The organism is Burkholderia sp. BCC0405 (assembly GCF_902833075.1).
In the GTDB taxonomy this organism is placed as follows: Bacteria; Pseudomonadota; Gammaproteobacteria; order Burkholderiales; family Burkholderiaceae; genus Burkholderia.
In genome coordinates this window covers 137,515-157,509 of the sequence record NZ_CADFEO010000015.1, presented here as the reverse complement: position 1 = coordinate 157,509, position 19,995 = coordinate 137,515, and the positions used below count along the sequence as shown (strand labels likewise).

The 19,995-nt window shown below is 66.4% G+C and carries 13 protein-coding genes; 11 read left to right on the top strand and 2 right to left on the bottom strand.

The features are described from left to right. Positions 1 to 37 precede the first annotated feature (37 nt). The 8 genes from HWX36_RS24165 to HWX36_RS24130 all read left to right on the top strand — a co-directional run bounded on the left by HWX36_RS24165 (position 38) and on the right by HWX36_RS24130 (position 11,294). Positions 38 to 1,960 (top strand): PrkA family serine protein kinase, encoded by a 1,923-nt coding sequence (locus tag HWX36_RS24165; protein WP_043182748.1) that lies wholly within the window; start codon positions 38 to 40, stop codon positions 1,958 to 1,960. Positions 1,961 to 2,085: 125 nt separating this feature from the next. After that, positions 2,086 to 3,354, top strand: a complete 1,269-nt coding sequence (locus HWX36_RS24160) for a YeaH/YhbH family protein (protein WP_046545649.1) — start codon at positions 2,086 to 2,088, stop codon at positions 3,352 to 3,354. Beyond that, positions 3,351 to 5,030, top strand: coding sequence for a SpoVR family protein (locus HWX36_RS24155; protein ID WP_089494795.1), 1,680 nt, complete (start codon positions 3,351 to 3,353; stop codon positions 5,028 to 5,030). Before HWX36_RS24160 ends, HWX36_RS24155 begins: the two co-directional genes overlap by 4 nt. 234 nt (positions 5,031 to 5,264) lie before the next feature. Continuing rightward, the gene (locus HWX36_RS24150; RefSeq protein WP_175955448.1) at positions 5,265 to 6,569 is read left to right on the top strand and encodes an MFS family transporter; all 1,305 of its coding nucleotides are present in this window, start codon (positions 5,265 to 5,267) and stop codon (positions 6,567 to 6,569) included. Positions 6,570 to 6,823: 254 nt separating this feature from the next. Next, complete coding sequence (locus HWX36_RS24145; RefSeq protein ID WP_175955446.1) at positions 6,824 to 8,758, top strand: rhomboid family intramembrane serine protease; 1,935 nt, start codon at positions 6,824 to 6,826, stop codon at positions 8,756 to 8,758. Between the two features lie 175 nt (positions 8,759 to 8,933). Next, positions 8,934 to 9,749: an ABC transporter substrate-binding protein gene (locus HWX36_RS24140; protein ID WP_175955443.1), complete on the top strand. Its 816-nt coding sequence runs from the start codon at positions 8,934 to 8,936 to the stop codon at positions 9,747 to 9,749. A gap of 94 nt (positions 9,750 to 9,843) precedes the next feature. Continuing rightward, complete coding sequence (locus tag HWX36_RS24135; protein ID WP_175955442.1) at positions 9,844 to 10,566, top strand: amino acid ABC transporter permease; 723 nt, start codon at positions 9,844 to 9,846, stop codon at positions 10,564 to 10,566. A 2-nt stretch (positions 10,567 to 10,568) separates the two neighbouring features. Continuing rightward, the gene (locus HWX36_RS24130; protein ID WP_175955440.1) at positions 10,569 to 11,294 is read left to right on the top strand and encodes an amino acid ABC transporter permease; all 726 of its coding nucleotides are present in this window, start codon (positions 10,569 to 10,571) and stop codon (positions 11,292 to 11,294) included. A gap of 163 nt (positions 11,295 to 11,457) precedes the next feature. On the opposite strand, the gene HWX36_RS24125 is transcribed toward HWX36_RS24130, so the two are convergent. Together HWX36_RS24125 and HWX36_RS24120 are read right to left on the bottom strand one after the other, a co-directional pair. Further along, positions 11,458 to 12,702: a M23 family metallopeptidase gene (locus HWX36_RS24125; protein WP_175955438.1), complete on the bottom strand. Its 1,245-nt coding sequence runs from the start codon at positions 12,700 to 12,702 to the stop codon at positions 11,458 to 11,460. Positions 12,703 to 13,039: 337 nt separating this feature from the next. Next, the gene (locus HWX36_RS24120; protein ID WP_175955436.1) at positions 13,040 to 13,687 is read right to left on the bottom strand and encodes a TetR family transcriptional regulator; all 648 of its coding nucleotides are present in this window, start codon (positions 13,685 to 13,687) and stop codon (positions 13,040 to 13,042) included. Positions 13,688 to 13,837: 150 nt separating this feature from the next. Here HWX36_RS24120 and HWX36_RS24115 point away from each other — a divergent pair, with 150 nt between their 5' ends. Genes HWX36_RS24115 through HWX36_RS24105 form a run of 3 tightly spaced genes read left to right on the top strand, consistent with a single transcriptional unit; the run spans position 13,838 to position 19,691 of the window. Next, positions 13,838 to 15,037: a MexX/AxyX family multidrug efflux RND transporter periplasmic adaptor subunit gene (locus HWX36_RS24115; RefSeq protein WP_175955434.1), complete on the top strand. Its 1,200-nt coding sequence runs from the start codon at positions 13,838 to 13,840 to the stop codon at positions 15,035 to 15,037. Between the two features lie 20 nt (positions 15,038 to 15,057). Continuing rightward, positions 15,058 to 18,195 carry a multidrug efflux RND transporter permease subunit gene (locus HWX36_RS24110; RefSeq protein WP_175955432.1) on the top strand — a complete coding sequence of 1,046 codons (3,138 nt, stop codon included), beginning with the start codon at positions 15,058 to 15,060 and terminating at the stop codon, positions 18,193 to 18,195. After that, the gene (locus tag HWX36_RS24105; RefSeq protein WP_175955507.1) at positions 18,195 to 19,691 is read left to right on the top strand and encodes an efflux transporter outer membrane subunit; all 1,497 of its coding nucleotides are present in this window, start codon (positions 18,195 to 18,197) and stop codon (positions 19,689 to 19,691) included. The genes HWX36_RS24110 and HWX36_RS24105 overlap by 1 nt, the downstream gene beginning before the upstream one ends. Positions 19,692 to 19,995 lie beyond the last annotated feature (304 nt).

The window sequence follows — 19,995 nt, the reverse complement described above, 5'->3', positions numbered from 1 at the left end:
GGCAGGCACGTCTTCAGACTCAGGCGAGGGAGGTAGCATGGATATTTACAGCAGCTTCGCGAACCGCTTCGAAAAAACGCGAGAGGAAGAGCTCTCGCTGGAGGAGTATCTCGCGCTCTGCAAGAACGATCCATCCGCGTACGCGACGGCTGGTGAACGCATGCTGGCAGCAATCGGGGAACCTGAACACATCGATACCCGCAACGAGCCGCGCCTGTCGCGGATCTTTGCGAACAAGGTCATCAAGGTCTATCCCGCGTTCCGTGAGTTCTACGGAATGGAGGAGGTGATCGAGCAGGTGGTCGCCTATTTCCGCCACGCTGCGCAAGGGCTCGAAGAGAAGAAGCAGATCCTCTATCTGCTTGGCCCGGTGGGCGGCGGCAAGTCGTCGATCGCCGAGCGTCTGAAGCAGCTGATGGAGCGCGTGCCGTTCTATTCGCTGAAGGGTTCGCCCGTCAACGAATCGCCGCTCGGGCTGTTCGACTACGACGAAGACGGCCCGATCCTCGAGGAACAGTACGGCATTCCGCGCCGCTACCTGAAGAACATCCTGAGTCCGTGGGCCGTCAAGCGGCTGCACGAATACAACGGCGACATCCGCCAGTTCCGCGTGGTGCGCCGCTATCCGTCGATCCTGCGGCAGGTCGGCATCGCGAAGACGGAGCCGGGTGACGAGAACAACCAGGACATCTCGTCGCTGGTCGGCAAGGTCGATATCCGCAAGCTCGAACAGTACGCGCAGGATGACGCCGACGCGTACAGCTACTCGGGTGGCCTGTGCCTGGCGAACCAGGGCCTGCTCGAGTTCGTCGAAATGTTCAAGGCGCCGATCAAGGTGTTGCACCCGCTGCTCACCGCCACCCAGGAAGGCAACTTCAAGGGTACCGAGGGCTTCGGCGCGATTCCGTTCGACGGCATCATCCTCGCGCACTCGAACGAGTCGGAGTGGAAGGCGTTCCGCAACAACCGCAACAACGAGGCACTGCTTGACCGGATCTTCGTCGTGAAGGTGCCGTACTGCCTGCGCGTCTCGGAAGAGACCAAGATCTACGAGAAGCTGATCCGCAACTCGTCGCTGGCCGAGGCCGTCTGCGCGCCGGGCACGCTGAAGATGATGTCGCAGTTCTCGGTGCTGTCTCGCCTGCACGAGCCGGAGAATTCGAGCCTGTTCTCGAAGATGCAGGTGTATGACGGCGAGAACCTCAAGGACACCGATCCGAAGGCGAAGTCGTACCAGGAATACCGCGATTACGCGGGCGTGGACGAAGGGATGACGGGGGTGTCGACGCGCTTCGCGTTCAAGATCCTGTCGCGCGTGTTCAACTTCGATTCGAGCGAGGTCGCGGCCAACCCCGTGCACCTGATGTACGTGCTCGAACAGCAGATCGAACGCGAGCAGTTCCCGCCGGAAACCGAGCAGAAGTACCTGTCCTTCGTGAAGGACGTGCTCGCGTCGCGCTACGCGGAATTCATCGGCAAGGAGATCCAGACGGCCTACCTCGAGTCGTATTCGGAGTATGGCCAGAACATCTTCGACCGCTACGTCACGTATGCGGACTTCTGGATCCAGGATCAGGAATTCCGCGATCACGACACGGGCGAGAGCTTCGACCGCGCCGCGCTGAACGCGGAGCTCGAGAAGATCGAGAAGCCGGCCGGCATCAGCAATCCGAAGGATTACCGCAACGAGATCGTGAACTTCGTGTTGCGTGCACGGGCGGCGAATGCCGGCAAGAACCCCGTGTGGACGAGCTACGAGAAGTTGCGCGTCGTGATCGAGAAGAAGATGTTCTCGAACACCGAGGAACTGCTGCCGGTGATTTCGTTCAACGCAAAGGGTTCGGCGGAGGAACAGCGCAAGCATGAGGACTTTGTGAACCGGATGGTCGCGAAGGGCTATACGCCGAAGCAGGTGAGGCTGCTTTGCGACTGGTACCTGCGCGTGCGCAAGTCGTCATGACGCGCGCGGTACCGAGCCCGTACGGCGTCGCCGTACGGGCGCTTTCAGAGACGCCGCCGGCATGACGGGAGACGGCATGTGCGGCGAGCGTCCCGGCATATCGACTTTCGAGCGGGAGACCGGGAGTGCTTCATCAAATCATCGACCGCAGGCTGGCCGGCAAGAACAAGAGTATCGCCAACCGCGAACGCTTTCTGCGTCGCGTCAAGAACTACATTCGTCGCGCCGTGTCGGACGCGGTGCGCGATCGTAGCATCAAGGATATCCAGAGCACGCAGAGCATCACGATCCCGCGCAAGGACATCGCGGAGCCGAATTTTCGGCACGCGCCTGGCGGGCGTCGTGAATACGTGCACCCCGGCAACGAGGACTACGTGCGCGGCGACAAGATCCCGCGTCCGCAGGGCGGCTCGGGCGGCGGGGGCAGTCAGGCGAGCAACGAGGGCGAAGGGCAGGACGACTTCGTGTTCGAGTTGTCGCGTGACGAGTTCATGCAGTACTTCTTCGACGATCTCGAACTGCCGCGCCTCGTGAAGACGCACCTGCTGACGGTGCCGAGCTGGAAGAACGTGCGCGCGGGCTGGTCGGCGGAAGGCACGCCGAACAACATCGATGTCGTGCGTTCGCTGCGCAGCGCGCTCGGGCGTCGCATCGCGCTCGGCTCGCCGCTCGTCAACGAGCTGCGCGAACTCGAGGCGCAGCTGGAGGCGATGAAGATCGATCCGGAAGACCGGCGCGCGGAGATCGCGGTGCTCGAGGCCGAGATCCATCACCTGAAGGGGCGCATCTGGCGGATTCCGTTCATCGATCCGTTCGACCTGCGCTACATCAACCGCGTGAAGCAGCCGCAGCCGTCGAGCCAGGCCGTGATGTTCTGCCTGATGGACGTGTCGGGCTCGATGGACGAGCAGCGCAAGGATCTGTCGAAGCGCTTCTTCATCCTGCTTTACCTGTTCCTCAAACGGAACTACGAGCGCATCGAGGTCGTGTTCATCCGTCACCACACGCGTGCCGAGGAAGTCGACGAAGACACCTTCTTCCATTCGACCGAGAGCGGCGGCACGGTGGTGTCGAGCGCGCTCGAGCTGATGCGCAAGGTGATGAACGAGCGCTACTCGCCGACCGAGTGGAACATCTACGGCGCGCAGGCGTCCGACGGCGACAACTGGACCGACGATTCGCCCAAGTGTCGCAAAATCCTGGAAGAGGATATCCTCACGAAGACGCGTTACTTCGCGTATATCCAGGTCGCGCCGGAAGAGCAGAACCTGTGGCTGGAATACGCGCAACTGGCCCTGTCGCAGCCGCATCTCGCGATGAAAAAAGTGGAATCGGCTGCCGACATTTACCCGGTATTTCGCGAATTGTTCGAAAAGCAGGTGGAAATGTCATGACGACCCGCCATCTGCACAACGAGTCGCGCGGCTATGCGCCGCGCCCTTCCGGCGACGACACGGCCGGCCCTGCCGCATCGCAGCAACGCGGGCAGGCCGAACCGCCGCCGCCGGCCGCCGACTTGCCCGGCCCAGGGCAAAAGGAAGCGCGTATGAACGTTGCCGAACGCAAGCCGCTGCCGTGCCCGTCCGACTGGACGTTCGAACTGCTTGAGGAATACGACACGCACATCTCGCAGGTCGCCGAACAATACGAGCTCGACATCTACCCGATCCAGCTCGAACTGATCAGCGCCGAGCAGATGATGGACGCGTATGCGTCGGTCGGGATGCCCGTCAACTACCGTCACTGGTCGTTCGGCAAGCACTTCCTGTCGACCGAGAAGAGCTACCGTCGCGGCCAGATGGGGCTCGCGTACGAAATCGTCATCAACTCGAACCCGTGCATCGCGTACCTGATGGAAGAGAACACGATGACGATGCAGGCGCTCGTCATCGCGCACGCGGCGTACGGACACAACTCGTTCTTCAAGGGCAACTACCTGTTCCGGCTGTGGACCGACGCGCACGCGATCATCGACTATCTCGTGTACGCGAAGAACTACGTCGCGGAATGCGAGGAGCGCTACGGCCTCGATCGCGTGGAGGAACTGCTCGATTCGTGCCATGCGCTGATGAACTACGGCGTCGACCGCTACAAGCGGCCGCAGAAGCCTTCGCTGTCGAAGGAAGCCGCGCTGCGGCGCGAACGCGAGGCGTACCTGCAGTCGCAGGTGAACGAACTGTGGCGCACGCTGCCGGGCAAGAAGCCCGAGCTGATGGAGGAGCAGGAGGATCGCTATCCGCCCGAGCCGCAGGAGAACCTGCTGTATTTCGCGGAGAAGAACGCGCCGTTGCTCGAACCGTGGGAGCGGGAAGTGATCCGCATCGTGCGCAAGATCGGCCAGTATTTCTATCCGCAGCGGCAGACGCAGGTGATGAACGAAGGCTGGGCGACGTTCTGGCACTACACGCTGCTGAACACGCTGTACAACCAGGGGAAGCTGGAAGACAGCTTCATGATGGAGTTCCTGCATTCGCACAGCAACGTGGTCTACCAGCCGCCCGTCACGAAACCGTACTACAGCGGGATCAACCCGTATGCGCTCGGCTTCTCGATGATGAGCGACATCCGGCGGATCTGCGAAGCGCCGACGGAGGAAGACTACAAGTGGTTTCCGGAGATCGCGGGCACCCCGTGGCTGCCGGCGATGCACTACGCGATGCGCAACTTCAAGGACGAGAGCTTCATCGCGCAGTACCTGTCGCCGAGCCTGATCCGCGACATGCGGCTCTTCTCGGTGCTTGACGACGACATGCGCGATTCGCTCGAGGTGTCGGCGATCCACGACGATTCAGGCTACCAGTACGTGCGGCAGGCGCTGTCGAGGCAGTACGACATCCATCACCGCGAGCCGAACATCCAGGTGTGGGCGGTGAACACGCGCGGTGACCGCAGCCTCACGCTGCGCCACTTCATGACCGACAACCGCCACCTGTCGAACGACAGCGACGAGGTGCTCAAGCACATGGCGCGGCTGTGGCAGTTCGACGTGTTCCTGGAAAGCGTCGACGAGGCCGGCACCGTGCGCAAACGCTACGAGTGCCGCTACGTGCCGCCGGAGGTGCGGATCTGAGCCTCGCCTGCAGAAAGTTTGCACCAGACGCCAGCCTGCGGGCTGGCGTTTTCATGTGGTGAACGCATGGCGGGAGAAGAATTTTCTACATCCGGACGAACCCGGAGAGCCTGTTACTTTACATTTCGCTAAAATCCCGTAGCGCCGTGGGCCGGAACCGGTGCCACATGCGACCGCACGCGGCGGCTCCCGCCGTCTCGCCCAGAAAGCACTAAAAAAGGAACTGACCCATCCATGGACGTCCAGACCGACCAAGCCGCGCTGTCCGCGCACGACACCCGGCGGCGCGTGTTCGCCATCGTCGGCGCCTCGTCGGGCAACCTCGTCGAGTGGTTCGACTTCTACATCTACTCGTTCTGCGCGCTGTACTTCGCGCCGGCGTTCTTCCCGAGCGGCAACACGACGACGCAGCTGCTGAACACGGCGGGCGTGTTCGCGGCCGGCTTCCTGATGCGTCCGATCGGCGGCTGGCTGTTCGGCCGCATCGCCGACCGCCACGGCCGCCGCAACGCGATGATGATCTCCGTGCTGATGATGTGCGGCGGCTCGCTCGTGATCGCGGTGCTGCCGACCTATGCGCAGATCGGCGCGCTCGCGCCGGCGCTGCTGCTGGTCGCGCGGCTGTTCCAGGGGCTGTCGGTGGGCGGCGAATACGGCACGAGCGCGACTTACATGAGCGAGGTGGCGCTGAAGGGCCGCCGCGGCTTCTTCGCGTCGTTCCAGTACGTGACGCTGATCGGCGGCCAACTGTGCGCGCTGCTCGTGCTCGTGATCCTGCAGCAGACGCTGTCGGCCGACGACCTGAAGGCGTGGGGCTGGCGCATTCCGTTCGTGGTCGGCGCGGCGGCCGCGCTGATCTCGCTGTACCTGCGCAAGTCGCTCGACGAGACGTCGACGAGCGCGTCGCGCGACAAGAAAAACGCGGGCACGATCCGCGGCGTGTGGCAGCACAAGGGCGCGTTCTTCACGGTGGTCGGCTTCACGGCCGGCGGCTCGCTGATTTTCTACACGTTCACGACGTACATGCAGAAGTACCTCGTCAACACGGCCGGCATGCATGCGAAGACGGCCAGCAACGTGATGACCGTCGCGCTGCTCGTCTACATGCTGATGCAGCCGGTGTTCGGTGCGCTGTCCGACAAGATCGGCCGCCGTACGTCGATGATCCTGTTCGGTTCGTTCGCGGTGATCGGCACGGTGCCGCTGATGCATGCGCTGAAGGACGTGACGAGCCCGGTGGCCGCATTCGTGCTGATCACCGTCGCGCTCGCGATCGTCAGTTTCTACACGTCGATCAGCGGCCTGATCAAGGCCGAGATGTTCCCGCCGGAAGTGCGCGCGATGGGCGTCGGCCTGTCGTACGCGGTCGCGAACGCGATCTTCGGCGGTTCGGCGGAGTATGTCGCGCTGTGGTTCAAGTCGATCGGCAGCGAGGAAACCTTCTACTGGTACGTGACCGTGCTGTGCGCGATCTCGCTGATCGTGTCGTGGCGGATGCGCGATCCGAGCAAGGAAGGGTATCTGCGCCACGAGCCGTGATCGATTGCGCGCGGCAATTGCACGCTCGAGTGCAAGCTCATCGCGCCGCGCGCGATAACGATATCGAAATCGATTCGTTGCCGGCGGCGAGTGCGCCGCTTAACCTGATTCCGTAGTTCGTGTGACACCTCCTTGACTGGGATTCGCGCCCGCTGCCTGCAGCGGGCGTTTTTTTGTTCCGGTCGTTCGCGTGTCCGGGATATACAATCGGCAGCGCCGGTTCCAGGCGCCATCGACGATTGAAAAAAATATCCATGAAAGAACAACGATCATCCATTCCGGGCCTGACGATCCTGCTGGCCGTCGTCAACCTCGCCGTCTTCCTGCTGATGTGGCGGCAGGCATCGTACGGTGCGCTGCCGAACAGCCTGCTGCTCGACTGGGGCGCCAATTTCGCGCCGTATACGCTGACCGGGCAACCGTGGCGCCTGCTGACCAGCGCGTTCCTGCACGGCGGCTGGCAGCATCTGGCGCTGAACCTCTACATGCTGATCGTGCTCGGCACCGTGCTCGAGCGCGCGGGCGGCTCGCTGCGGTTCGGCATCGTGTACCTGCTGTCGGCGCTCGGCGGTTCGCTGCTGAGCGCGCTCTGGTCCGGGTATCACGAGGTCAGCACAATGCAGGTCGCGTTCGGCATCGTGGTGCCGACGAGCGGCATCCGCCCGGTCGTCAGCGTCGGCGCGTCGGGTGCGCTGATGGGGCTGGCCGGCGCGGCCGCCGCGTTCGCGTTGCGCCGCCGCGTGGACAGCGGCCGCGATGCGCGCGTCGTCATCAATCTCGGCGCGGTGGCCCAGGTGATCGCCATCAACCTGGTGTCGGGGTTCTTCATTTCCGGTATCGACCAGGCCGCGCATCTGGGCGGCGTCGTCACGGGTTTTGTCGTCGGCTGGATACTGTACGGTTTTCGTCCTTCGGGCGCGTCGTTGCGCGGCGCGGTCCTGCCGGTTGCGCTGGCGGTGCTGGGCAGCGGCGCGATGCTGTTCGCGGCGCAGCGTGCGGGCAGCGCCGAGCTGCAGGCGCTGCGCACGGCCGTAGACCGCGAGCGCGCGCAGGACGATGCGCGGCAGCAGGCGAAGCGCGACGCGGATACGATCGCCGAGCAGATTCGCGACGACGAGCAGCATCGCGCCGCACCCGTGTCGGCCGAGCTGGCCGCGGGGACCATCGTCCCGGTCGGCAAGGGCACCTATGCGATGGTGATGGGCGCGTCGGGCAAGCGCCTGTACATCACCGACAACGACGCGAACGCGCTCGTCGTCGTCGACGTCGACAAGCGCGCGGTGATCCGCACGATTCCCGGGGAGCCGTTCAAGACGGGGCTCGACGGTTGTCCGAGCAACATGTGCCGCGGCCGCGGCGCAAGCGGGGTCGTAGTCAGCCCGGACGAGCGCTATGCGTACGTGGCGTCGATGCGCGAGGACAGCGTCGTGCGCATCGATCTGGCGAGTGGAAAGATCGTCGACAGCGCGACGCTCGGCCGGTTTCCGCGCGCGATCGTCGCATCGGCATCGCACGACAGGCTCTACGTGTTGAACGGCGTCGACGACACGGTGTCCGTCGTCAGCATCACGCACTGGCCGCAGGTCGTCGCGACGCTGAAGCTGGGCGATGGCAACGGGGCGGGCGTCGAGTTCGGGCGACCGCTGTCGATGTGGCTGTCGCCGGACGGAAAACAACTGAACGTCAACGCCATGCAGAAAGGCACGATCGTCGCGTTCGATACGTCGACGAACGAGCCGGTCCGCTCGTATCCGCTCGATGCGGACTTCATCCAGGCGGAACCGGGCGCGCCGGGCGCGGGAACGTGGCTTTACGGCGCGTCGTCGGTCAAATGGGTGGATCAGGCGAGCCTGGCGCCGCTGAAGACCTACCCGGTCTGCCAGACTTCGGCGCACGGCTTTGACGGCAGCGGCGACGGCAAGCTGATCGCCGTGAACGCGTACGACGGCTCGCCGATGCGCGTGATCAAGGTGGCGACCCGCCGCACCGTCGGCGAATTTCCGGTGGCGGGCGGCGTGTCGCAGGTGATCTTCGCGCCGGACCATCGCACGCTCTACGCATTGGGCGCCGCGGGCACGCTGTCGTTCCTCAGCATGGACCGCTCGCTCGATTACCTGCAGGAGGCTGGCGAAGGCGAGTTCCTGTGCGCGGCGTCCGCGGACGGGGAAGCGGGCGGCGACGGCGATTGATCGCGTCGCTCGCTTCATCACGAAACCCGCTGAGCAAAGCACCATTTGTTGGTTCGGATTCGCCGCACGCGCTGATACGTTAGCGGCTTCGCGACGGCACACTCCGTCGCGATGTTCTTCGAACCGGGCCGCCGCGCGATCCGCGGCGGCCTTCATAACAAATCAGGTCGTGCTCATGAAAATCCACACGCTCGCTACGTGGCTCGCCGGGGCCGCGCTCATCGCTGCAAGCACCGTCGCACATGCGGACCGTCTCGACGACATCAAGAAAGCCGGCGTGCTGCGCGTCGCGACATTCGACAGCAACCCGCCGTTCGGTTACGTCGACGGCAAAAGCAATCACATCGTCGGCCTCGACGTCGACTACGCAAAGGCGCTCGCCGACAAGCTCGGCGTGAAGCTGCAACTCCAGCCGACCAACCCCGCGAACCGCATCCCGTTCCTGACGTCCGGCAAGGTCGATCTCGTGCTCGCGAACTTCACGATCACCGACGAACGCGCGAAGCAGGTGGACTTCAGCATTCCGTATTTCTCGTCGGGCCAGCAGTTTCTCGCGAAGAAGGGCGTGCTGAAATCGGCCGACCAGCTGAACACGCTGCGCGTCGGCGCCGACAAGGGCACGACCAACGAGATCACGCTGCGCGAGAAATTCCCGAAGGCGACGATCGTCGCGTATGACGACACGCCGTTCGCGTTTGCCGCGCTGCGCGCCGGCAACGTGCAGGCGATCACACAGGACGGCCCGAAGCTGATCGGGCTGCTCGCGAACGTGCCCGACAAGCAGAACTACGAGATCCCGGCGTTCACGATCTCGAACGACTACATGGGCGTCGGCGTGCCGAAGGGCGAGACGCGCCTGCTCGGCTTCGTCAACGACACGCTGAAGGGGCTCGAGGCGAACGGCCGGGCCGGGCAGATCTACGACGCATGGTTCGGGCCGACGACGAAGACGCCGCTCACGCGCATCTTCCGGATCGGCGACAAGACCTGATCCGCATCGCACGCGCGCCGCGACCGGCCGGACCACCGGCCTCGCGGCGCTTTCCGTTTTCTTCCGATCGCGCGCTTCGCGCCCGCAACACGGCATGCTCGGGTTGGCTCCCAAATATCTGTCCTGGCTCTGGCAGGGCTTCCTGCTGACGCTCGGCCTCGCGGCTGCGTCGGCCGTCTTCGCGACCGCCGGCGGGCTGCTGCTCGCGGTCATGCGGCATGCGCGCGGCCCGGGGCTGCGCACGGTGGCGGCCGCGTACGTCGTCACGTTCCGCAACACGCCACTGCTCGTGCAGTTGCTGTTCTGGTATTTCGGCGTCGCATCGTTGCTGCCCGACACCTGGATCGCGTGGCTCAACGCGCGCCATGCGTTGAGCATCGGCCCGTTCACGCTCGCATGGCCGTCGTTCGAATTCGTCGCGGGCTGGGTCGGGCTGAGCGCCTATACGGCCGCGTTCGTCGCCGAGGAGTGCGAAGCGGGCTTGCGCGGCGTGCGGCGCGCGCAGCACGATGCGGCGGCCGCGCTCGGCCTCACGCCGATGCAGTCGCTGCGTTACGTGGTGCTGCCGCAGGCGGTGCGCATCGCGTTGCCGCCGCTGTTCGGCCAATACATGAATCTCGTGAAGAACTCGTCGCTCGCGATGGCGATCGGCGTGGCCGAGCTGTCATATGCATCGCGGCAGGTCGAGACCGAGACGTTCAAGACGTTCGCGGCATTCGGCGTGGCGACCGTGCTGTACGTTGCGGCGGTGGCCGCGATCGAAGCGGGCGCGTATGCCGCCACGCAATGGCGCGACCGGCTGGGAGCGGGGCGCTGACGATGGACTTTTCGCTGCTGCTCGCCAATCTGCCGTACCTGCTCGTCGGCGCCTTCCCGGAAGGGCCGCTCGGCGGCGCCGCGCTGTCGCTGCTGCTCGCAATCGCGTCGGCCGTCGTGTCGGCCGTGCTCGGCATCGCGCTCGGTGTTGCGATGGCGCTCGCGCGCGGCCCAGCACGCGTGCTGCTGCTGGCGTTCATCGGCTTCTTCCGCGCGATTCCCGTGCTGATGCTGATTTTCTGGACCTACTTCCTGATACCCGTGGTGCTGCACATGGACGTGCCGGGGCTCGCGACGGTCGTATGCGCGCTCGCGCTGATCGGCGGCGCGTATCTCGCGCACGCGGTGCATGCGGGCATCGTCGCGGCCGGCGACGGGCAATGGCAGGCCGGGCTGTCGCTCGGGCTCACGCGCTGGCAGACGGTGCGCTACGTGCTGCTGCCGCAGGCGATCCGGATCATGACGCCGTCGTTCGTCAACCAGTGGGTCGCGCTCGTGAAGGACACGTCGCTCGCATATGTCGTCGGCGTGCCGGAGCTGTCGTTCGTCGCGACGCAGGTGAACAACCGGCTGATGGTGTATCCGGCGCCGATCTTCCTGTTCGTCGCGCTGATCTATCTGATGCTGTGCACGTCGCTCGACGGCGCGGCACGCTGGCTGCTGTCGCGGCGCCCGCGTACGGAACGCGCGGCGCACGCGGCGGCCGGGGATACGGAACCCGCGCGGTGACGGCATGCCGCGGCCGTTTCGACATGCCGAAGAAGCCGTGCCGGTGAATGCGTGCAGCGGACAGCACGCCGGGCAGGTCGGGCTCGGCCGGCAGCAATGGCAACGGCGGTAGAGAGTCGGCCGCGCGCCGCTACCCGTCGGGCAACTGCGCGCGGCACGTGCGTCACGACGCGGAGTAATGCGTATTGAAGACTGCGCGCAGCGTCGATGAATCGGTCGCGAAATCGCCCCACAGCGGCCCGTCGTTCTGCGCGAACGCGAACGGCGCCGTATCGATCGATGCGAGGCGGAAGCGCCATTGCGCCGCTTCCTGGCGGAATGCGGTGAGCTGCATGTCGGACAGCGCGGTCTGTGCGCTCGCGAGCGTGACGAGCGGATCGACCGGATTGTTCGCGACGCGCACCTCGAAGTGCAGGTGCGGGCCCGTCGCGGCGCCCGTCATCCCGACCGAGCCGATGCGCTGGCCCTGCTTCACGGTCTCGCCCGTCTTGAGGCCGCGTGCGAACGCGGACAGGTGCGCGTAGTACGTCGAGTAACCGTCGGCGTGATCGACGATCACGTAGCGGCCGTAGCCGCCCGGATCGGTGCCGACGAACGATACGACGCCGTCGGCCGCTGCGTCGACGGGCGTGCCGGTGGGTGCCGCGAGATCGACGCCCGTGTGGAACGCCATCGCCTGCGACAGCGGATGGATGCGCTCGCCGAAGAACGAGCTGATGCGCGTCCACTTGACCGGCATCGTGAATGCGGCGGCTTCGAGCGGCGAGCCGTCGAGCGCGTAGTACGCGCCGTGCTCGGCGCCCGGTGCGCGGAACCAGAGCGCGCCGAACGTGCGGCCGGCGACGCGCAGTTCGAGTGCGGTAACGCGCGCCGTGCCGTCGTTCGTGTCGAACGCGATGCGGTAGTAGTCGCCGCGCTGCGCGCTTGCCCGCATCGCGACCTTGTCGCTGACGAGATCGCCGAACTGGATACGCACCTCGGGCGGCACGTCGAGACGGTTCAACGTATCGGACAGCGTGAGTTCGATGTCGCCCGCACGCATCCCGTGCTGGTTATCGGGGGCCGCGAACTGGAACAGGTTCGCATAGCCGAGCATGTCGTTGCGGTGCGCGCTGAGCGGCGCGAACAGGCCCGGCTGCTGGCTGCGGTCGTTGCGCTCGCCGATCGTGCGAGCGAGCTCGCTCGTCACGAAATGCTGCGCGGTGGGAAACGGCGTGTCCGACAGCACGCGCTGCGGCAGCGCGGCCGTGCTTGAGTCGACGGCGCCCGGCAGTTGCGACACGGCCGGCAGCGCGGCGAGGCCGAGTGCGGCGAGGGCGCCGAGCACGGCGGCCGGCACGAGCGCGCGCGCAATGCGCTGCGCGCGGCCGGGCGCGAAAGCATCAGGGGTAGCGGCAGGCTTGACCAAGGTGTCCACATCCAGGAAAGCGGTTCAAAGGGGTGTGGGCAGGGGCCGCCGGCGGCACATCCGTCGGGCAGCGACGGGGCGGGCGGCGGGCGTGCAACAAAACAGGCCCCGCCAGGGGCCTGTGTCGTTTCCGTTCGACCCAACGCGCGGGGCGGGCCCGCTTCGAACGGCGGCGTGCATTCGGGTCGAACCCGGTTATCACGAAGACGCTAAAGAAAGGTGACAGCGTCAGGCTACCGATGTTCCGCGAAACGTTAAAAATTTTAAAGAGGGTCAGCTCATTCGTTTCGCAGTACGGTAAATCGGGCTAAACCAGCATTTATTACGACAATTTGCGTCAGTCCGGCAATTTGTGCGCGCGGATGCGCAAGGCGGCGGACGTGCGCACGGTGTCGAAGCCGGCGTCGAGCATCGCCTCGGCGTCGGTCCACAGGTTGCCGCGCAGCCGGTTGGTCCAGATCATCGACGCGAACACGCCTTCGAGCAGCGACACGAGATAGACGGCGGCCAGGTGCACGTCGAGATCGGCGGCGACTTCGCCGGCCGCGATCGCGCGACGCAGCAGCGCCTTCGTGATCCGCAGCATCTGCAATTCGAGCAGCATGCGGCGCCGCTGCAGCGCGCCGTTTTCCTCGCTCTGCTCGCACTTGGTATAGAGGATCACGAGCACGCGCTGCATCGGGCCCGGCTCGCCGCATTCCTGCAGATAGTGCGATGCGGCGCGCCGCAGCGTGGCGAGCGGGGGCAGCCCGTCGCCCGCGTCGAAGCCTTCCGACGTGCGCGCGAACGCGCGGTCGCACAGCGCGAGACACACTTCCATCTTGTTGCGGTAGTGGCCGTAGACGGCGCCCCGCGACATCCCGGCGGCCTCGGCGAGGTCTGCCATCGCGGTTTGCGCCACGCCTTTCTCGAGCAGCACGAGCTCGGCGGCGTCGAGGATTCGGTGCTTGATGGCGAGCGATTCTTCGCGGGTCTTGCGGGCCATGTCCTGAAATTCCTTACAGTTCGCTGTCGTTTTATTGAGACAGTGTGACGGTCAGATTGAAGCGGCGTGTATTTAATCAGTCGTGACTGATTATAATCGACCACCCTGAGCCGCCGCATTTTATCGGTGGCGAACGATCCGAGGTCACACATGAACAACAATCGCTCCCTGTTGCGCCACCGTCTGGCGCCGTTCGCGCTGGCGGCCGTGCTGGCCCTGGCCGGATGTGGAAAGGGCGACCAGGACGCCGCGCCGGAGGCCGCGAAACAGGCAACGGTCGTGACGGTGCGCCCGACGGCCGTGCCGATGACCGTCGAATTGCCGGGCCGGCTCGATGCGTACCGGCAGGCGCAAGTACGCGCGCGGGTCGCGGGCATCGTGACCGCGCGCACCTACGAGGAAGGCCAGGAAGTGAAGCAGGGCGCGGTGCTGTTCCGCATCGATCCCGCGCCGCTGAAGGCCGCGCGCGACGCCGCGCAGGGCGCGCTCGCGAAGGCGCAGGCCGCCGCGCTCGCGGCGAGCGACAAGCGCCGCCGTTACGACGATCTCGTGCGCGATCGCGCGGTGAGCGAACGCGACCATACCGAGGCGGTGGCCGACGACACGCAGGCGAAGGCCGGCGTGACTTCCGCGAAGGCGGAGCTCGCACGCGCGCAGTTGCAACTCGACTATGCGACCGTCACCGCGCCGATCGCGGGCCGCGCACGGCGCGCGCTCGTGACCGAAGGCGCGCTCGTCGGCCAGGACCAGGCGACGCCGCTCACGACCGTCGAGCAGCTCGATCCGATCTACGTGAACTTCTCGCAGCCGGCCGCCGATGTCGACGCGCTGCGCCGCGCGGTGAAGAGCGGGCGTGCGACGGGCATCGCGCAGCACGACATCGCGGTGACGCTGCTGCGCGCCGACGGCACCGCGTATCCGCTGAAGGGCAAGCTGCTGTTCAGCGATCTCGCGGTCGATCCGACCACCGACACCGTCGCGATGCGCGCGCTGTTCCCGAATCCGGAGCGCGAGCTGCTGCCGGGCGCGTATGTGCGGATCGCGCTCGACACGGCGGTCGACCAGCGGGCGATCCTCGTGCCGCGCGATGCGCTGCTGCGCACGGCCGAGCGCACGTCGGTGCGCGTGGTCGGCACGAACGGCAAGGTCAAGGACGTCGAGGTCGCCGCCGACCAGATGAGCGGCCATGACTGGCGCATCACGCGCGGCCTCGCGGGCGGCGAGCGCGTGATCGTCGACAACGCCGCGCAGTTCGCGCCCGATACGGCCGTCAAGCCCGTCGAGAAGGCGCCGCCGTCGAAGGCAGCGCCGGCAGCGGCCGCTTCGCAGGCGGCTGCCCGTCAAACCTGACTGGTTAACACCACACCACCATGGCACGTTTCTTCATCGATCGCCCCGTTTTTGCGTGGGTGATCGCAATCTTCATCATGCTGGGCGGCGCATTCGCGATCCGCGCGCTGCCCGTTGCGCAGTACCCGGACATCGCGCCGCCCGTCGTCAGCATCTATGCGACGTACCCGGGCGCGTCCGCGCAAGTCGTCGAGGAATCGGTGACCGCGCTGATCGAGCGCGAAATGAACGGCGCGCCGGGGCTGCTGTACACGTCGGCCACCAGCAGCGCCGGGGCGGCGTCGCTGTACCTGACGTTCAAGCAGGGCGTGAACGCCGATCTCGCGGCCGTCGAAGTGCAGAACCGGCTGAAGACGGTCGAGGCGCGGCTGCCCGAACCGGTGCGGCGCGACGGCATCCAGGTCGAGAAGGCCGCCGACAACATTCAGCTCGTGGTGTCGCTGACGTCCGACGACGGACGGATGAGCGCCGTGCAGCTCGGCGAATATGCGTCGGCGAACGTCGTGCAGGCGCTGCGTCGCGTCGAGGGTGTCGGCAAGGTGCAGTTCTGGGGCGCCGAGTACGCGATGCGGATCTGGCCCGACCCGGTGAAGATGGCCGGGCACGGCCTCACCGCGTCGGATATCGCGTCGGCCGTGCGCGCGCACAACGCGCGCGTGACGATCGGCGACATCGGCCGCAGCGCGGTGCCGGCCAGTGCGCCGATCGCGGCGACCGTGTTCGCCGATGCGCCGCTGAAGACGCCGGCCGATTTCGGCGCGATCGCGCTGCGCACGCAGGCCGACGGCTCCGCGCTGTATTTGCGCGACGTCGCGCGCATCGAATTCGGCGGCAACGACTACAACTATCCGTCGTACGTGAACGGCAAGGTCGCGACCGGGATGGGCATCAAGCTCGCGCCGGGCTCGAACGCGGTGTCCACCGAGAAGCGCGTGCGCGCGACGATGGACGAGCTGTCCGCGTATTTTCCGCCGGGCGTGAAGTACCAGATCCCGTACGAGACGTCGTCGTTCGTGCGCGTATCGATGAACAAGGTCGTCACGACGCTGATCGAGGCCGGCGTGCTGGTGTTCCTCGTGATGTTCCTGTTCATGCAGAACCTGCGCGCGACGCTGATCCCGACGCTCGTCGTGCCGGTCGCGCTCGCGGGCACGTTCGGCGTGATGTATGCGGCGGGCTTCTCGATCAACGTGCTGACGATGTTCGGGATGGTGCTCGCGATCGGCATCCTCGTCGACGACGCGATCGTCGTGGTCGAGAACGTCGAGCGGCTGATGGTCGAGGAGGGGCTGCAACCCTACGACGCGACCGTCAAGGCGATGAAGCAGATCAGCGGCGCGATCGTCGGGATCACCGTGGTGCTGACGTCGGTGTTCGTGCCGATGGCGTTCTTCGGCGGCGCGGTGGGCAACATCTACCGGCAATTCGCGTTGTCGCTCGCGGTGTCGATCGGCTTCTCGGCCTTCCTCGCGCTGTCGCTGACGCCCGCACTGTGCGCGACGCTGCTCAAGCCCGTGTCCGGCGACCATCACGAGAAGCGCGGCTTCTTCGGCTGGTTCAACCGCTTCGTCGCACACGCGACGCAGCGCTATGCGACGCGCGTCGGCGCGATGCTGAAGAAGCCGGTGCGCTGGCTCGTCGTGTACGGCGCGTTGACCGGTGCCGCGGCGCTGATGCTCACGCAGCTGCCGAGCGCGTTCCTGCCGGACGAGGACCAGGGCAATTTCATGGTGATGGTGATCCGGCCGCAAGGCACGCCGCTCGCGGAAACGATGCAGAGCGTGCGGGAGGTCGAGTCGGCCATCCGCCGCGACGAGCCGGCCGCGTACACGTATGCGCTCGGCGGCTTCAACCTGTACGGCGAAGGGCCGAACGGCGGGATGATCTTCGTCACGCTGAAGAACTGGAAGGAGCGCAAGAGTGAAGACGCTCACGTGCAGGCGATCGTCGCGCGCATCAACGAGCGCTTCGCGAGCACGCCGAACACGACGGTGTTCGCGATGAACTCGCCGGCGCTGCCCGATCTCGGCTCGTCGAGCGGCTTCGACTTCCGCTTGCAGAACCGCGGCGGGCTCGACTACGCGACGTTCAGCGCCGCGCGCGAGCAACTGCTCGCGACGGGCCGCAAGGATCCGGCGCTGACCGACCTGATGTTCGCCGGCACGCAGGACGCGCCGCAGCTGAAGCTCGACATCGATCGCGCGAAGGCGTCCGCGCTCGGCGTGTCGATGGACGAGATCAACACGACGCTCGCGGTGATGTTCGGCTCCGACTATATCGGCGACTTCATGCACGGCACGCAGGTGCGGCGCGTGGTCGTGCAGGCCGACGGGCTGCATCGGCTCGATCCGGACGACGTGAAGAAGCTGCGCGTGCGCAACACGCGCGGCGAGATGGTGCCGCTCGCGGCGTTCACGACGCTGCACTGGACGATGGGGCCGCCGCAGCTCACGCGCTACAACGGCTATCCGTCGTTCACGATCAATGGCGCGGCCGCGGCAGGCCACAGCAGCGGCGAGGCGATGACCGCGATCGAGCGGCTCGCCGCGAAACTGCCGGCCGGCACCGGCTTCTCGTGGTCGGGGCAGTCGTTCGAGGAGCGGCTGTCGGGTGCGCAGGCGCCGATGCTGTTCGCGCTGTCGGTGCTCGTCGTGTTCCTCGCGCTCGCGGCGCTCTACGAGAGCTGGTCGATTCCGTTCGCGGTGATGCTGGTCGTGCCGCTCGGCGTGATCGGCGCGGTGCTCGGCGTCACGCTGCGCGCGATGCCGAACGACATCTACTTCAAGGTCGGGCTGATCGCGACGATCGGGTTGTCCGCGAAGAACGCGATCCTGATCGTCGAAGTCGCGAAGGACCTGGTCGCGCAGCGCATGTCGCTCGTCGACGCGGCGCTCGAGGCCGCGCGCCTGCGGCTGCGGCCGATCGTGATGACGTCGCTCGCGTTCGGCGTCGGCGTGCTGCCGCTCGCGTTTGCATCGGGCGCCGCGTCCGGCGCGCAGATGGCGATCGGCACCGGCGTGCTCGGCGGCGTGATCACGGCGACCGTGCTCGCGGTGTTCCTCGTCCCGCTGTTTTTCGTGATCGTCGGCCGCCTGTTCGACGTCGGCCCGCGCCGGCGCGGCGGGGCCCAGCCGGCGGCGATGGAGGGTTCTCAATGATGTTTGCGCTGAATGCACGCGCCGCGCTGCGGGTTCAGGTTGCGCTGGCCGCCGCGCTCGCGCTGGCCGGCTGCACGCTCGCGCCGCGCTACGAGCGGCCGGCGGCGCCGGTGCCGGCGACCTATGCGCCGGTCGACGGCAGTGCCGCACCGGCGGCCGAGGCGTCGCCCGACGCCGCCGCGCTGCTCGACGACTGGCGCGCCTACTTTACCGACGCCGCGTTGCAGGCGTGGATCGATGCGGCGCTCGCGAACAATCGCGACCTGCGGGTCGCGGCCGGCCGTCTCGAGGAAGCGCGCGCGCTGTACGGCGTGCAGCGCGCGGACCTGATGCCGTCGGTGGATGCGAACCTGGGCTACGACCGTGCGCGACAGTACGACCCGGTTGTGCGCGAAAGCGCGATCAGCGGGCTGTATCGCGCGGGCGTCGGCGTCAGCGCGTACGAGCTCGACCTGTTCGGCCGCGTGCGCAGCCTGTCCGACGCGGCGCTCGCCGAATATTTCGCGACGGCGAACGCGCAACGCACGGTTCGCATCGGCGTGATCGCCGACGTGGCGCTCGCCTATGTATCGGAGCGCTCGCTGCACGAGCAGCTCGCGCTGGCGCAGCGCACGCTGGAGGCTCGCGAACGCATGGCCGCGCTCACGCAGCGGCGCTATACGGCCGGCACGAGCGATGCGATCGAGCTGCGCTCGGCCGAAATGCTGGTGGCCTCCGCGCGCGCGTCGCAGGCCGCGCTGCAGCGCGAGCATGCGCAGTCCGTGCGGGCGCTGCAGTTGCTCGCGGGCGACTTCGCGCGCAACGTACCTGGCGACACGACCGCGCTCGACACGCTGTCGATCGCGCCGGTGGCGCCCGGCGCACCGAGTACGCTGCTCGAACGGCGGCCGGACATCCGGCAGGCGGAGGCGCGGCTCAAGGCTGCCAACGCGCAGATCGGCGCCGCGCGCGCGGCGTTCTTCCCGCGCATCACGCTGACGAGCGACTACGGCTCGATCAGCGACGCATTGTCGAGCCTGTTTGCCGGCGGCACGAGCGTGTGGACGTTCGCGCCGCGCATCACGCTGCCGATCTTCGCGGGCGGACGCAATCGCGCGAACCTCGACGTCGCGAACGCGCGCAAGCACATCGCGGTTGCCGATTACGAGAAGACGGTGCAGACCGCGTTCCGCGAAGTGGCCGATGCATTCGCCGCGCGCGACTGGATCGATCGCCAGCTTGCCGCGCAGCAGGACGTCCATGCGGCCGACGGCGCGCGGCTGAAGCTCGCGGAGCGTCGCTACGCGGGCGGTGTCGCGACGTATCTCGAACTGCTCGACGCGCAGCGCAGCACGTACGAGTCGGGGCAGGAGCTGATCCGGCTCAAGCAGCTTCGGCTCGCGAATGCGATCACGCTGTACCGTGCGCTCGGCGGCGGCTGGTCGCCGGCGTCGGCGGAGGCCGCGGCTTCCGCGTCATGCCCGCCGCCTGACGCGACAACGCACCGGGCGGCATGACGGCGGCGGTACGCTTCGGCGTGCCGCCGCCGCTTCCTTCGATCCATACTGTTGTTCCAGCGATAGCGTTCTCTGCTGACAGGCCGGCCAGGACGTTCTTCATCCTGCGGCAACGCGCACGAACGCGTTGCGGAACAGCCCTCGTCTTGCGACCGTTCGTGTCGCCATCCCGCGCAAACGTGTGCGGGTCATTTCTCCTTCTTTCTCCCATGCGATGCGGTCCGGATGCCGGGTTCCGGCGACCGTTCCTATGTGCGATTTACGATCCGGAATTGACAATCGAATTAACCATCTATTGGAAATA